The following is a 13,015-nucleotide window of genomic DNA, read 5'->3' as shown; positions in this document are numbered from 1 at the left end:
GAATAGGAAGAATGCGGTGAAAACTAATATTCTATTCATAATAATGTAAATTTTTTTCTTTTGCTATTGCTGCCAACTAGTATATATACTGATATTTATTCAGCTTATCCATCCAATACGGGCGATAAAGCTGAAGTTTTATCAGTTTTATTAAATAAAGATAATCAAATCTTAACATCATCCGGCGGATTCCCCGGCTCCCCGGGTTTTTGCTTGAAAAACAGGTCTAAATTTCTGCTATTTCAATGCTTCGCCATCTCAGCCACATCGTACGGCGAGGTATAAAGTAACTTTCAGAATACGTTTTCGAATTCTGAATCTATTCAATAAAATTCATCCTTGTTAACCAGGCATTTTAAGTTTCAAATTTAAAAGTAATAATTTATTCCGAAAGTTGGTGCTCTGAAATCATAAATCAGACATAAACTGTTTACACCGAAAAAGTGATATGTAAAAGTATCAACGCTATACTTTAAATAAGCATTGGGCAAAATAGGGGAAGAATTATTTTAGATTATTTGGAACTTGCAGAGTAGGCAAATGAATAAATAATGCCTTGTAAACCGGAATGTAGAAATAGAAAATACAGGACAAAAACAAAAGTCCGATAAACAGCAGCTTATCGGACTTTGAAATGAGTTGTAATATATTTCAGCGGAGAGAGGGGGATTCGAACCCCCGGTACAGTATTACCCGTACGCCGGTTTAGCAAACCGGTGGTTTCAGCCACTCACCCATCTCTCCTGAAATTGGGTGGACAAATGTATAAAACAGAATCTAAATAAACCAAATATTTAGGTTCAATTTTAACACTCCAACCATAAAATTAATTGAAAACTTTCTGACTACCTTATTAAAAAGGTCATTTAAGAGTCTTTATCAGGTTTTGTTTTTTCAGGAACTGTATCTATCGAGTGTCCCTGTTCGTCTTCATAAAGAATAAATCTTTTATAATACGATATCAATAATGTAGTGAAAGGTAATGCAATTATCATTCCTACAATGCCCAGTAATGCACCCCAAATGGATAGCGACAATAAGATAATTGCCGGATTCAGCCCCATACGTTTCCCCATGATTTTAGGAACCAGAAATCCATCCTGAAACGACTGGACGACAGCATAAACAATCAGAACCGCAAGTGCAACGATCCAAACAGGTTGTCCTGTTTCAAGCGATTTGAGTAACACCAGTAAGGTTGCAGGCACAATACTGATTATTTGCAGGTAAGGAATCAGGTTCAGCAGCCCTACAAAAATACCGAACACTATTGCCAGCGGCAGGTCAATAATTGAGAAACCGATGCTGAACAGCACACCTACGATGGTTGCTATCAGAAACTGGCCACGGAAATAACGGTTCATTCCATCCTCCAGATCATCAGATAACTTGTCAATAAAATGCCTGTATTTATCAGGAATCAGTTTTATCCAGCCGGTTGATATTTTATCGAAATCCAAAAGAATAAAAATGATGTAAAGCAGTATAACGAAAACCACAAAGATGGATAATACGGCATTTACAGAGCCCGAAAATATTTTCCATGCTGAAGGCATTATCCGCTCCAGTAACTTCCCGTAATCCTGATTGGTAATGTATTGCTGTATTTCGGGTAACTCAATTATTTTTTTGAAACTTTTTTCCCAGTTGTCAGGAAACAGTATGGAGTCGTGGTTACTGGCGGCATAATCTTTCAGTAATGCAATGGTGTGTTCCACCTCTCCGGAAATCGGCTGAATCAAAAGGTATATTAATCCTGTCAGGATACCTATAATAAGAAGTAACGTGATCAGAACAGACAGTAATCTTGATTTGACATTTACCTTATTCTGTATAAAGTTAACAACAGGATTCATCAGGTAGGCAATAAGCCAGGCTACAAAAAATGGAATAAGCGCTCCTCTTATATGGTTGACCAAAAGATATAATGCGATAATAACTATCGCACCTATTACTATCCTGACCACCCGGTCGAAGGTAAAAGGTTTTTCGTAGTTCGGATGCATGGTTATATTATTCGTTAAATGTCAATGATTTTTGAGACTCACTGTCTTTCTGTGCTTTTCCAAAACATTTACGGCATAAGGGCTCGTAAAGTTCCTTTTCTCCCAACATTATTCTCTGTTTTGATAATGTTAAGCGATGGGAAAACTGGGCCAGTGATCCGCATTTTACGCAAATAGCATGAAGCTTTGTCACGTGATCAGCCACAGCCAGTAAACCCGGAATTGAACCGAAAGGTTCGCCTTTAAAGTCCATATCCAGACCTGCAACAATTACTCTTTTGCCCCTGTTAGCCAGTTTCTGACAAATTTCAATTAATTCTGAATCGAAAAACTGGGCTTCATCGATACAAACCACATCCACTGTTGCACCTTCTTCCAGTATGTGTTCCGCTTTGGTAAGCGAGATACACGGAACTGCTTTCATGTCGTGCGACACCACTTTGGTTTCGGAATACCGTTTGTCGATGGACGGTTTAAATATAATCACACTTTGCTTTGCAAATTCAGCCCGTTTGATCCTACGCATCAGTTCTTCGGTTTTACCTGAGAACATTGACCCGCAGATCACCTCAATATTACCAGTTTTATCGTTAATTTCTGATTCCGAAAATAGATTCATTGTACATCGCTTAAAGCAACCAAAATTATAATTTTAAAGCCAGAAACACTATGCTTGGAAAAATAATTTTAATTTTAGGTCGTATTTATAAGAGACTGAAAAAATATTCAAATGGATAGAAGTGCCTTATTAAAACTCATTCACAAAGACATAAATGAGCTGCAGCTTTTGCTGGAGGGAATGGAAGGATATGGTGACATTCCGGAGCCGATTATAAAACTTGCCAAAAGTAAAGCTGAGCAGTTAAAAGATAATATTGATATCCTTCCGGGCGAGGTGCGTGTCGCTATTCATGAACCTGCTGAACCGGATATTGAAATTGTGATCGAAGAAAAACCAAAGCTGGAAGTTAAGGAAGTTGAAGAAGAGCCTGAGCCGAAACCCGTGGTAGAAGAGGAGCCGGAAGAAAAAGAACCGGAAATAAAAGCGGAACCTGTTGCTGTGGAAGAAACGGTGTCTGAAATTCAGGATCAACCCGAAATACTTAATGAAAGCAAAGAAGAACCGGTGGCAACCGAACCGGAAACGATAATTGAAGTGGAGGAAGAAGTTTCGAAAGTTGAAACGGAAGAAGAAGGGGAAAGTAAGATAGTGACCACAAAGAAAAAGACTGTAACAGTTCTGGGAGAAACAATCGAAGCCGGAGAAAAAGTCATTGACAGAATTAAAAAGGATATTTCAGGATCCATAAGTGCCAGGCTGGAAGGTTCGCCCATAGCAGATTTAAAACGAGCCATAAATATAAATGACCGGTTTATGTTTCAGAAGGAATTGTTTAATAACGACAGGGATCGTTTCTTTAAAAGTCTGGACGACTTGAATACGCTGGATTCATTTGATAGTGCCCTGGAGTATATGGTTCAGCATTTTGATTGGGATTTTGAAGATGAAACAACCGGACGTTTTGTGTCTCTGGTAAACCGTCGTTACAAATAAACTATGTCTTCCGGAAAATTATATGTTGTTCCAACACCCATCGGAAACCTTGAAGATATGTCGTTCAGGGCAGTTCGTGTGCTGAAAGAGTCGGATCTGATTCTTGCTGAAGATACCCGTGTGTCAGGAAAGTTACTGAAACATTATGACATTCAGACACCGATGCAGTCGCATCATAAATTTAATGAACATCAAACGGTAGAAAGAATAGCAGGAAACATAAAGGCCGGATCGTGTGTTGCTTTAATAACAGATGCCGGGATGCCGGCCATCAGCGATCCCGGTTATTTGTTGGTTAGGGAATGTGTGACGCAGGATGTGGATATTGAGTGTTTACCTGGTTCCACCGCCTTTATTCCGGCACTGGTGGTGTCGGGATTGCCAAACGACAGGTTTACCTTCGAAGGCTTTTTGCCACAAAAAAAAGGACGGCAGAAAATGCTGACCAATCTTTCGGAAGAAGACCGGACAATGATCTTTTATGAATCGCCGCACAGGCTTGTAAAAGCATTATCGCAAATGGCAGATGTGTTCGGTTCTGACCGAAAATGTTCGGTGTCCCGCGAGATCAGCAAAATTCACGAAGAGGTAAAAAGGGGTACGCTGGATGAGGTCAGGGAATATTATGAGAACAATCCGCCCAAAGGAGAAATTGTAATTTGCGTTGAAGGTGCAGGAAAAGCAAAAAAACATGAAGTTGACTAAAAAATACAAACATCTTTTTTTTGATCTGGATAATACATTATTCGATTTTGATGCCTGCGCATTAATGTCACTAAAAGAGTGTTTTGACAAGCATCAACTCAGTAAATGGTTCAGTAATTTCGATGAATTTTTTGCAGCATACTCTGAGATTAATATCAGGCTCTGGAACGAATATAAAGTCAATAAACTGAAGAAGGATGATGTTAAATACGGGCGTTTCAGGGAAACACTGGCTGTAAAGAATATTCGTGATGAGGATCTGACAACGTCACTGGCAGAAGATTTTTTACAGTTCTGTTCCGATAAAAACATTCTGGTGGACAATGCCCTGAACGTGGTAAAAAAGCTTCATGAAAGCTACAATTTGTACATTATTTCAAATGGTTTTGTTGAAGTCCAGAACCGGAAAATGGATTTAACGGGGTTGGCGCCATACTTTAAAAAGGTAGTTCTTTCAGAAGAAGTGAAGGCGCAGAAACCATCCCGTGTGATATTTGAATATGCGGTGAAGTCGGTGAATGCCAGAAAGTCAGAAAGTGTGATGATTGGCGATAATATTGAGGCTGACATTGAAGGTGCCAAATCTTTTGGCATGGATCAGGTGTATTTTGATTACAGTAAACTACCCGAAAATCATGGTTTGGCCACCTGGACCATAAAAAAACTGGACGAGCTTCTCGAAATTTTTTAACGCGAGAGCGTTACGCTAACCTGTTGTGTCTGACCACCAAGTGGTGGATTTACCTTGGATACTTTGACCGAAGCTTTGACTAAATCAGGATATTTTGCATAAATCGCATCCAGAATTCGTTTTGCCACATGTTCCAGTAAGTGTGAAGTTACAGACATTTGTTCTTTCACCAGGTTAAAAATGATCTGGTAGTTTACGGCATCTGCAATATTGTCACTCTCAGCAGGAACACTGAAATCACCTTCCATCCTTACATTCACCATAAAGGAGTTTCCAACCACCTGCTCTTCCCTGAAACAGCCGTGAAAAGCGAAAAACTCCATGTTTTCAAGTTCAATTATTCCCATCTTTTCTTAAAAAATCAGGTTGCAAAATTAAGCTAATTTGATACGACTACCAATCTAAATAGGTTTTAAAGAATTTTAATACCACTATTTTTTGTCATAAAAACTATCTTTGCATGGAATTTGTTAATAAAGGAGTTAAATTCTAAATTTTATATGGCAGAGGCTGATTTGCTTGTTCAAAAAGTAGTAGAAGGGATACAGGAAAAAAAAGGAAAACGAATTGCGGTGGTGGATATGACTAAACTGGAAAATTCTGTTTGTTCATATTTCGTTATTTGTGAAGGTGATTCTACAACTCATGTGAACGCAGTTGCAGATTCTGTTATAGATTATGTCCGTAAGCAAATTGATGATAAGCCCATCAATAAGGACGGATTTAAAAATTCAGAATGGATAGCGGTAGATTACGGTAACTTAATAGTGCATGTGTTTCAAAGAGAGCCGCGCCAATTTTATAAAATTGAATCTCTTTGGGCAGATGCAGATATAACATGGATAGAGGATATTTATTAATTATGGAAGAAAATAATAATTCACAACGAAGACCTTCAGCTGGCGGGTCGAGGCCAAAACCCGGAGACAAGATGCCTCCGATGAAACCTAAATTTAATCTTTACTGGATCTATGGTCTCATCGCCATTTTTCTTGTGGTATTAAGTGTATATGGGAATGGCTCCGATTCAAATTCAATGGCTTATGGTACATTTAAAAATACCATTCTTAAAGATAATGCCATTAAAAGAATAGATGTTATCACGAATCAGGATAAAGCAGAGATTTATCTGAAGCCTGAAAAGATCAGCGAATATATCAAAGATGGCAATGATAAAACGCCCGGACCACATTACACAGTAAAGATTCCGAGTGTAGAAATTCTTACCAACGATGTGGATGCTGCCAACGAACAGAATAAAGACGATAAATTAACAGATATACGTTACGAAGAGCAGCCTGAATACTGGGGAAGTTTTCTGAGTTTTCTGCCTTTCATTGTCTTAATAGTTCTGTGGTTTTACATTATGCGGCGTATGTCGTCACAGGCTGGTGGCGGACCAGGCGGAATTTTTAGTGTAGGGAAATCAAAAGCTAAATTGTTTGACCGGGAATCAAATATCAAGATTAACTTTAATGATGTTGCGGGGCTTGCTGAAGCCAAACAGGAAGTGGAAGAGATTGTTTCGTTCCTGAAAAGTCCGCAGAAATATACGGAACTGGGTGGTAAGATCCCTAAAGGAGCCCTGCTGGTAGGCCCTCCCGGAACCGGTAAAACATTACTCGCACGTGCGGTGGCAGGTGAAGCTAACGTACCTTTCTTTTCTCTTTCAGGATCCGATTTTGTGGAAATGTTCGTAGGTGTTGGTGCGTCACGGGTGCGTGATTTGTTCAAACAGGCTAAAGAGAAGGCACCTTGTATCGTATTTATCGATGAGATTGATGCCATTGGTCGTGCAAGGGGAAAAACACCAAATATGAGTTCGAATGATGAACGCGAAAATACACTGAACCAGTTATTGACTGAAATGGATGGTTTTGATACCAATAGTGGTGTTATCATTCTGGCAGCAACCAACAGGGCAGATATTCTGGATAAGGCACTGATGCGGGCAGGGCGTTTCGATCGCCAGATTCATGTGGAATTACCGGATCTGAATGAACGTAAAGAAATATTTCAGGTTCATTTACGTCCGTTAAAAATTGATGAATCAGTTGATTCAGAATTAATGGCTAAACAGACACCTGGCTTTTCGGGTGCGGACATTGCCAATGTATGTAACGAGGCCGCGTTGATTGCAGCACGTAAGGAGAAAAAAGTAATCCAAAGGCAGGACTTTCTTGATGCCGTTGACAGGATCATAGGTGGTCTTGAAAAGCGTAACAAAATCATCACAATGGATGAAAAGAAAGCCATTGCATATCATGAAGCAGGTCATGCTACAGTTAGCTGGTTGCTTGAATATGCGCATCCATTGGTTAAGGTAACCATTGTACCACGTGGGAAAGCTTTAGGTGCTGCCTGGTATCTGCCGGAGGAACGTCAGTTAACCACCAAAGAGCAGTTGCTTGACGAAATGTGTTCTACTTTGGGAGGACGCGCTGCAGAGGATATTGTATTTGGCCGGATTTCGTCAGGAGCGCTTAACGACCTTGAACGTGTTACCAAATCGGCTTACGGCATGGTTTCTTATCTTGGAATGAGTGATATTATAGGTAACATCAGTTACTATGATTCTATGGGTGGTGAATACAGCTTTACAAAACCATATAGTGAGAAAACGGCTGAATCAATAGATGTTGAGGTTAAAAAGCTGGTTGACGAGCAATATCAGAGAGCAAAGGATATTTTGACCAAAAATAAAGAAGGACACAAGAAGCTGGCAGAAAAGTTACTTGAGAAAGAAGTAATCTTTACTGAAGATATGGTGGAGATATTTGGAGAACGCCCATGGAAAAAAGAAATGGTGAAGTATTCCTCACCAAAAAAGGAAATTGATGGTGTAAGTAAAAGCACTTCTAAGACAAAAAAATTGAAGACGGCTTCTGCTGCAAAAAAGACTCCAAAAGAAACAGACAGTACAGTTAAAGAAACACCGGGACTTGAAGAAAGTAAGGAGGAAGGAAAGGAGAAAACTGCTGAATCCTGATGAGTTCCAAAGACAGCATATTAAATCGTATCCGTCAGGTTTCATCCGGTAAAAAGCTTTTTGATGTTGAGGAACCGGACTGGAATAAGAATGAGCTTGTATCAATTGATGAAGATTTAAGTGCAGAGTTTAAAAAACAGATTGAGAAAGTCAGTGGGGTTTTTTATAAGTTATCGTCCTATAAAGAACTGGTTGAAAAGGTTAAATCTCATTTGAGTGAGGAAGAAATAGCTGACGTTACATGTAGTTCAGAAACTTTAGCCAGTCAAACCGGATTATCATATAAATCAACGGCTGATAATGATGATGCATTTATAGTGCCTTGTGAAGCATTGATTGCATCCACCGGATCGGTATTGGTTTCTTCAAAAAGTGGTGGAAACAGAAGAAACCACGTTTTCCCTCCGGTGCTTTTTGTTGTTGCTTACTCCAGTCAGTTAGTTCCTTTTATTAAAGATGGTTTGGATGCAATAAAGATGAAACATGAAGCCCTGCCATCCATGATTTCACTTATAACAGGCCCCAGCAGAACCGCAGATATTGAAAAAACTTTAGTGCTTGGAGCGCACGGACCAAAAAAACTAATTGTATTTTTGTTGCCTGATAATGAAATGATTTCAAACCATTCAAAACAGGCTTAGCAAATGAAAAATTTATTGGTCCGGACACTTTCCGGTATCGTATATGTTGCGATTATCTATTTGGCCACCCGGTACTATCAGGTAGGCTATATTGTTTTTCCTTTGCTTATGATCCTTGGGATATGGGAGTTTCAGAAAATGTCTGATGAAACTTTTTCCCGGGGAACGTTTATATCAACTTCATTGTTGGCACTTGTGCTTTTTGTGGCCATGCATTTAATGCGTCATGATCCGGATATAGTAAGTTTTTTAGCTGGCGGAGCTGGTACCATTGTAATCATGCTGTCCCTTTTCTTATTTACACGTCCTCATATGAAACCGAATAAGTCTCTGCTTACATTTTCAATCATTTATGTAGGTATTCCCTTTGCGCTTATTCCGGTATGGTTTGGAAACCAGTGGGGATTTACATCAAACAACCTGCTTTTGTTGTTTATTATCATTTGGGTAAATGATTCTTTTGCATATCTTTTCGGGGTATCTTTTGGTAAGCATAAGCTAATGCCTTCCGTTTCGCCTAAAAAATCATGGGAAGGGCTGATTGGTGGTGCTGTAATGTCTGTTATTGCAGGGATTCTGGTTCACAGGTTCAATTGGGTAAACGGATTTGAATTGGTTGAGTTTGAGATATTTATTTTAATTGCTATAATTGCAGCAAATTTAGGAGACCTTGTTGAGTCAAGGTTCAAAAGAGAAGCAGGTATAAAAGATTCTGGTAACATTATACCGGGGCACGGGGGAATACTTGACAGGCTGGATAGTTTTATTTTTGCATTACCGGCTGTTTCAATGTTATTGGTAATAATTCAGTGAAGGAATGATTAAGATTCACAAAGAAGGAAGGACTATTTTACTGGTGTTTTTGTTGATCCTATTAATGGTCAATCTGGCCATTGCCATTTATTCATCCAATGAGGTGGCTAAATCATTGACCACAACGGCATCAATACTATTCTTCATATTTGTATCTCTTTTTTTTCGAAATCCAAACCGGGATTTTGTGCACCACGAACAAAAACTTATCTCGCCTGCTGACGGAAGAGTTGTTGTAATCGAAGAGGTTTTTGAACCTGAATATTTCAAGGATAAACGGTTACAGGTATCTATATTTATGTCCATTTCAAGTGTGCATGTTAACAGGTGGCCTATAAACGGACTCGTGCGTTATTACAGGCATCATTCAGGACGATTTTATGCAGCATTTTTACCTAAGGCCAGCACCGAGAATGAACGCGCCACGATTGTACTGGAATTTGAACCGGGCAGGGAGGTTATGATTCGTCAGATTGCAGGTGCTATGGCAAGACGCATTGTTACCTATGCCAAAGAAGGTGAAATAGCGGTGCAGAATAAGGACATGGGCTTTATTAAGTTCGGGTCAAGGGTAGATTTGATACTACCGGTAGGTACACCGCTGGATGTTGCTGTTGGTGATCGTGTTAAAGGAGGCATAAGCCAAATTACAAAATTCTGAAAATGTTACGTAAAAGTATTCCAAGCATACTAACCATGTTTTCATTGCTGTCAGGTATTACAGCATTGTTTTTTGTGTTCAATACCGATTTTAAAAGTGCAATGATTGCAATATTGGTGGCTGCATTTTTTGATTTTACCGATGGCTTTGCAGCCAGATTACTGCATGCAACTTCTGAGTTTGGCGTTCAGCTCGACAGCCTGTCGGATATGGTAAGTTTTGGGGTTGTGCCTGCCGCTGCAGCAACAGTTTTTACTGCCAGTGTAATTGGCTTGCACGACATTGACCAGGTATCACTTATGAGGTTTATAGATTTGGCAGTCATATGTTTGCCGTTGTTAATCGCGGTGGGTTCTGCTTTACGACTGGCAAAATTCAATATAGACAAGAACCAGAAATCACATTTTATAGGATTACCAACACCGGCGAATACATTATTTGTTATTGCATTTATTTTATTTATTAAATCACAGGGAGCCGTTTTTGCAGATAATGGCATGTTTTTGAAGGGCTTGCTGGCTGTGGTTTTTTTGTTTTCTGCCATCATGCTGGTTTTACCAATTAATTTATTTGCTTTAAAATTTAAATCATTTCGCTTCAGTGAAAACTGGTATCGGTTTCTTTTGCTAATCGCTGGTCTTTTTGCACTTATGTTTTGGGGACTGAAGAGTTTTACGGTAATTATTCCGTTTTATATAATATTATCTGTGATTTTAAATATTTTTAGCAAAGAAAGTAGGCTAAATGGCTGATTTTTTTGTTTTTGTAAAAAAATAAGGATTTACTTTTTGTGCTGTAGGATAAAAGATATATATTTGCATGCTCAAAAATAACAGGAATCTGTAAGTATAACTAAATAAAATTATTAAAGATGACTAAAGCTGATATTGTCAACGAGATTTCAAAAAATACAGGGATTGAGAAGATGACAGTTTTGAAAACTGTAGAGGCTTTTATGGAAACTGTAAAAGGTTCCCTGGCTGACGGAAATAACGTATATTTAAGGGGATTCGGTAGCTTTATCGTTAAGAAAAGAGCTGAGAAAACTGCCCGTAATATTTCAAAAGGTGTTACGATTAAGATTCCTGCTCATTATGTACCTTCTTTCAAACCTGCAAAGACTTTCATTACACAGGTTAAAGATACAGTAAAGTAATTATTTCAAGTTAAAAGTATAAGCTATGCCTAGCGGGAAAAAGAGGAAAAGACATAAGATGTCTACGCATAAGCGTAAAAAAAGACTTAGAAAAAACAGACATAAGAAGAAGAAATAACTCCTGTTATTTCTCTTATGTGAGATAAAGATCTTAAGAACAAACTTTATGCATAGAGTTTGTTCTTTTTTTAAGTAGTCGAACCATTTGTTAAAACGGCTGAAAAATTAAAACGTGAACAGTGAGCTCATAATTGACGTATCGTCAAAAGACATATCAATAGCATTATTAGAAGATAAAAGGCTGGTTGAACTCAGTACCGAACAAAGAGATGTAAAATTCTCGGTGGGAGATATACACCTTGGAAAGGTTAAAAAGATCATGCCTGGATTGAATGCTGCTTTTGTCGATGTGGGTTACGAAAAAGATGCATTTTTGCATTATCTCGATCTCGGACCTCAGTTCAGTTCACTTAAAAAATTTATCTCCCTGCAGTCAGGCTCTAAAAAAGGTCCGTCGCTTCAGAAATTCAGAAACGAATCAGATATTGATAAGAATGGTTCCATTGGCTCTGTGATGAAGAATGGAATGGAGATTGTTGTTCAGATTGCCAAAGAACCTATCTCTACCAAGGGGCCGCGTCTTACGTCAGAATTATCAATAGCCGGAAGATACATGGTTTTAATGCCCTTTTCGAACCGGATATCGGTCTCACAGAAGATTAATTCTGTGGAGGAGAAAAGTCGGTTAAAAAAACTGGTTCAAAGCATTAAACCCAACAATTTTGGTGTTATTATACGGACAGTTGCCGAGGGTATTAAGGTGGCGGATTTGGATAAAGAGCTGAAAACGCTTGTAAAACGTTGGGAAGAAACTGTAGAGGCGCTCACCAAAGCTAAATCGCCACAGTGTATCTATGAAGAGGTTGGTCGAACATCTGCAATCCTGAGGGATATTCTTAATCCTGAATTCTCCAATATTTATATAAATGACAAAGCTGTCTATAACGAGGTTAGGGATTTTGTTTCCATAATATCATCAGGACAGGAAAAGATTGTTAAGCTCTATAAGGGAGATGCTCCCATTTTTGATCAGTTTGGTGTCACCAAGCAAATCAAGTCTTCTTTTGGAAAGACCGTCTCCTTTAAAAACGGTGCATATCTTATCATCGAGCATACCGAGGCATTGCATGTCATAGATGTCAATAGTGGTAACAGATCCCGTAGCGGACAGAATCAGGAAACAAACGCCCTTGAGGTAAACCTTGCAGCGGCAGATGAGATTGCACGTCAGTTGCGATTAAGAGACATGGGCGGTATTATCGTGGTTGATTTTATTGATATGCACGGTTCTGAACATAAGCAGAAGGTTTTTGAGCGTATCAAGACTGCCATGGCTCAGGATCGTACAAAGCATCAGATTTTGCCCTTAAGCAAATTTGGTTTGTTGCAAATAACGCGTCAGCGTGTAAGACCTGAAATGCATAAGGAAACTGACGAAACATGTCCGAGTTGTTTTGGAAAAGGAGAGATAAGGCCATCTATCTTATTTGTGGACCAGTTGGAAGGCAAAATTGATTATCTTGTAAATACGCTCAAAGTAAAAGAGTTTCAGCTGGAAATTCATCCGTATGTTTATGCATACATTACAAAAGGATTCTTTTCGGTCCTCAGAAACTGGAGAAAAAAATATACATCAAAGATTAAAGTTAAGCCTATAGAATCTTTTGCATTTCTCCAGTATAAATTCTACGATAAAAATATGGAAGATATTGATTTGAAGGAAGAGATGGATTAACAA

The 13,015-nt window shown here is 38.8% G+C and carries 14 protein-coding genes and 1 tRNA gene; 11 read left to right on the top strand and 4 right to left on the bottom strand.

The features are described from left to right. Window positions 1–655 precede the first annotated feature (655 nt). The 3 genes from ACE1ET_RS19720 to ACE1ET_RS19710 all read right to left on the bottom strand — a co-directional run bounded on the left by ACE1ET_RS19720 (window position 656) and on the right by ACE1ET_RS19710 (window position 2,625). A tRNA-Ser gene (locus tag ACE1ET_RS19720) sits at window positions 656–744 on the bottom strand. A 122-nt stretch (window positions 745–866) separates the two neighbouring features. After that, window positions 867–2,006, bottom strand: coding sequence for an AI-2E family transporter (locus ACE1ET_RS19715; protein ID WP_375730147.1), 1,140 nt, complete (start codon window positions 2,004–2,006; stop codon window positions 867–869). 7 nt (window positions 2,007–2,013) lie between these two features. Next, window positions 2,014–2,625 (bottom strand): thymidine kinase, encoded by a 612-nt coding sequence (locus ACE1ET_RS19710; RefSeq protein ID WP_375730146.1) that lies wholly within the window; start codon window positions 2,623–2,625, stop codon window positions 2,014–2,016. A gap of 111 nt (window positions 2,626–2,736) precedes the next feature. On the opposite strand from ACE1ET_RS19710, the gene ACE1ET_RS19705 reads away from it, so the two are divergent. The 3 genes from ACE1ET_RS19705 to ACE1ET_RS19695 are packed head-to-tail and all read left to right on the top strand — an operon-like array spanning window position 2,737 to window position 4,957. Continuing rightward, window positions 2,737–3,561: a hypothetical protein gene (locus tag ACE1ET_RS19705; protein WP_375730145.1), complete on the top strand. Its 825-nt coding sequence runs from the start codon at window positions 2,737–2,739 to the stop codon at window positions 3,559–3,561. Between the two features lie 3 nt (window positions 3,562–3,564). Beyond that, on the top strand, window positions 3,565–4,266 hold the full coding sequence (gene rsmI, locus ACE1ET_RS19700; RefSeq protein ID WP_375730144.1) for a 16S rRNA (cytidine(1402)-2'-O)-methyltransferase: 702 nt from the start codon (window positions 3,565–3,567) through the stop codon (window positions 4,264–4,266). Continuing rightward, window positions 4,253–4,957, top strand: a complete 705-nt coding sequence (locus ACE1ET_RS19695; protein WP_375730143.1) for a YjjG family noncanonical pyrimidine nucleotidase — start codon at window positions 4,253–4,255, stop codon at window positions 4,955–4,957. Before rsmI ends, ACE1ET_RS19695 begins: the two co-directional genes overlap by 14 nt. Here ACE1ET_RS19695 and folB read toward each other — a convergent pair. Then, entirely contained in the window at window positions 4,954–5,304 is a 351-nt protein-coding gene (gene folB, locus ACE1ET_RS19690; protein WP_375730142.1) for a dihydroneopterin aldolase, read from the bottom strand. The two genes, ACE1ET_RS19695 and folB, sit on opposite strands and share 4 nt — an antisense overlap. Before the next feature lie 153 nt (window positions 5,305–5,457). On the opposite strand from folB, the gene rsfS reads away from it, so the two are divergent. The 8 genes from rsfS to ACE1ET_RS19650 all read left to right on the top strand — a co-directional run bounded on the left by rsfS (window position 5,458) and on the right by ACE1ET_RS19650 (window position 13,012). Beyond that, window positions 5,458–5,817 carry a ribosome silencing factor gene (rsfS, locus tag ACE1ET_RS19685; RefSeq protein WP_375730141.1) on the top strand — a complete coding sequence of 120 codons (360 nt, stop codon included), beginning with the start codon at window positions 5,458–5,460 and terminating at the stop codon, window positions 5,815–5,817. 2 nt (window positions 5,818–5,819) lie between these two features. Then, window positions 5,820–7,946: an ATP-dependent zinc metalloprotease FtsH gene (gene ftsH / locus ACE1ET_RS19680; RefSeq protein WP_375730140.1), complete on the top strand. Its 2,127-nt coding sequence runs from the start codon at window positions 5,820–5,822 to the stop codon at window positions 7,944–7,946. Beyond that, window positions 7,946–8,587 carry a LutC/YkgG family protein gene (locus ACE1ET_RS19675; protein ID WP_375730139.1) on the top strand — a complete coding sequence of 214 codons (642 nt, stop codon included), beginning with the start codon at window positions 7,946–7,948 and terminating at the stop codon, window positions 8,585–8,587. The genes ftsH and ACE1ET_RS19675 overlap by 1 nt, the downstream gene beginning before the upstream one ends. A gap of 3 nt (window positions 8,588–8,590) precedes the next feature. Next, window positions 8,591–9,400 (top strand): phosphatidate cytidylyltransferase, encoded by an 810-nt coding sequence (locus ACE1ET_RS19670; protein WP_375730138.1) that lies wholly within the window; start codon window positions 8,591–8,593, stop codon window positions 9,398–9,400. Window positions 9,401–9,404: 4 nt separating this feature from the next. After that, window positions 9,405–10,061, top strand: a complete 657-nt coding sequence (locus ACE1ET_RS19665) for a phosphatidylserine decarboxylase family protein (RefSeq protein WP_375730137.1) — start codon at window positions 9,405–9,407, stop codon at window positions 10,059–10,061. A gap of 2 nt (window positions 10,062–10,063) precedes the next feature. Further along, window positions 10,064–10,813: a CDP-alcohol phosphatidyltransferase family protein gene (locus ACE1ET_RS19660; protein WP_375730136.1), complete on the top strand. Its 750-nt coding sequence runs from the start codon at window positions 10,064–10,066 to the stop codon at window positions 10,811–10,813. 119 nt (window positions 10,814–10,932) lie between these two features. Then, the gene (locus ACE1ET_RS19655) at window positions 10,933–11,217 is read left to right on the top strand and encodes an HU family DNA-binding protein (protein ID WP_375719651.1); all 285 of its coding nucleotides are present in this window, start codon (window positions 10,933–10,935) and stop codon (window positions 11,215–11,217) included. Between the two features lie 232 nt (window positions 11,218–11,449). Next, the gene (locus tag ACE1ET_RS19650) at window positions 11,450–13,012 is read left to right on the top strand and encodes an Rne/Rng family ribonuclease (RefSeq protein ID WP_375730135.1); all 1,563 of its coding nucleotides are present in this window, start codon (window positions 11,450–11,452) and stop codon (window positions 13,010–13,012) included. The last annotated feature ends 3 nt before the right edge of the window (window positions 13,013–13,015 follow it).

This window comes from Quyinboa mangrovi, assembly GCF_042219825.1.
GTDB lineage: Bacteria > Bacteroidota > Bacteroidia > Bacteroidales > UBA5342 > JBHJHP01.
The sequence above is the reverse complement of the archived record's forward strand: the minus strand, read 5'-3'. Positions and strand labels throughout refer to the sequence as shown.

Excerpts from the sequence above, each read along its gene's own strand:
- ACE1ET_RS19705 (WP_375730145.1), top strand. The coding sequence starts at position 2,737 with ATGGATAGAAGTGCCTTATTAAAACTCATTCACAAAGACATAAATGAG.
- ACE1ET_RS19715 (WP_375730147.1), bottom strand. The coding sequence starts at position 2,006 with ATGCATCCGAACTACGAAAAACCTTTTACCTTCGACCGGGTGGTCAGG.
- ACE1ET_RS19665 (WP_375730137.1), top strand. The coding sequence starts at position 9,405 with ATGATTAAGATTCACAAAGAAGGAAGGACTATTTTACTGGTGTTTTTG.
- folB (WP_375730142.1), bottom strand. The coding sequence starts at position 5,304 with ATGGGAATAATTGAACTTGAAAACATGGAGTTTTTCGCTTTTCACGGC.
- ACE1ET_RS19670 (WP_375730138.1), top strand. The coding sequence starts at position 8,591 with ATGAAAAATTTATTGGTCCGGACACTTTCCGGTATCGTATATGTTGCG.
- ACE1ET_RS19655 (WP_375719651.1), top strand. The coding sequence starts at position 10,933 with ATGACTAAAGCTGATATTGTCAACGAGATTTCAAAAAATACAGGGATT.
- ACE1ET_RS19695 (WP_375730143.1), top strand. The coding sequence starts at position 4,253 with ATGAAGTTGACTAAAAAATACAAACATCTTTTTTTTGATCTGGATAAT.
- ftsH (WP_375730140.1), top strand. The coding sequence starts at position 5,820 with ATGGAAGAAAATAATAATTCACAACGAAGACCTTCAGCTGGCGGGTCG.
- rsfS (WP_375730141.1), top strand. The coding sequence starts at position 5,458 with ATGGCAGAGGCTGATTTGCTTGTTCAAAAAGTAGTAGAAGGGATACAG.
- ACE1ET_RS19675 (WP_375730139.1), top strand. The coding sequence starts at position 7,946 with ATGAGTTCCAAAGACAGCATATTAAATCGTATCCGTCAGGTTTCATCC.
- rsmI (WP_375730144.1), top strand. The coding sequence starts at position 3,565 with ATGTCTTCCGGAAAATTATATGTTGTTCCAACACCCATCGGAAACCTT.
- ACE1ET_RS19660 (WP_375730136.1), top strand. The coding sequence starts at position 10,064 with ATGTTACGTAAAAGTATTCCAAGCATACTAACCATGTTTTCATTGCTG.
- ACE1ET_RS19710 (WP_375730146.1), bottom strand. The coding sequence starts at position 2,625 with ATGAATCTATTTTCGGAATCAGAAATTAACGATAAAACTGGTAATATT.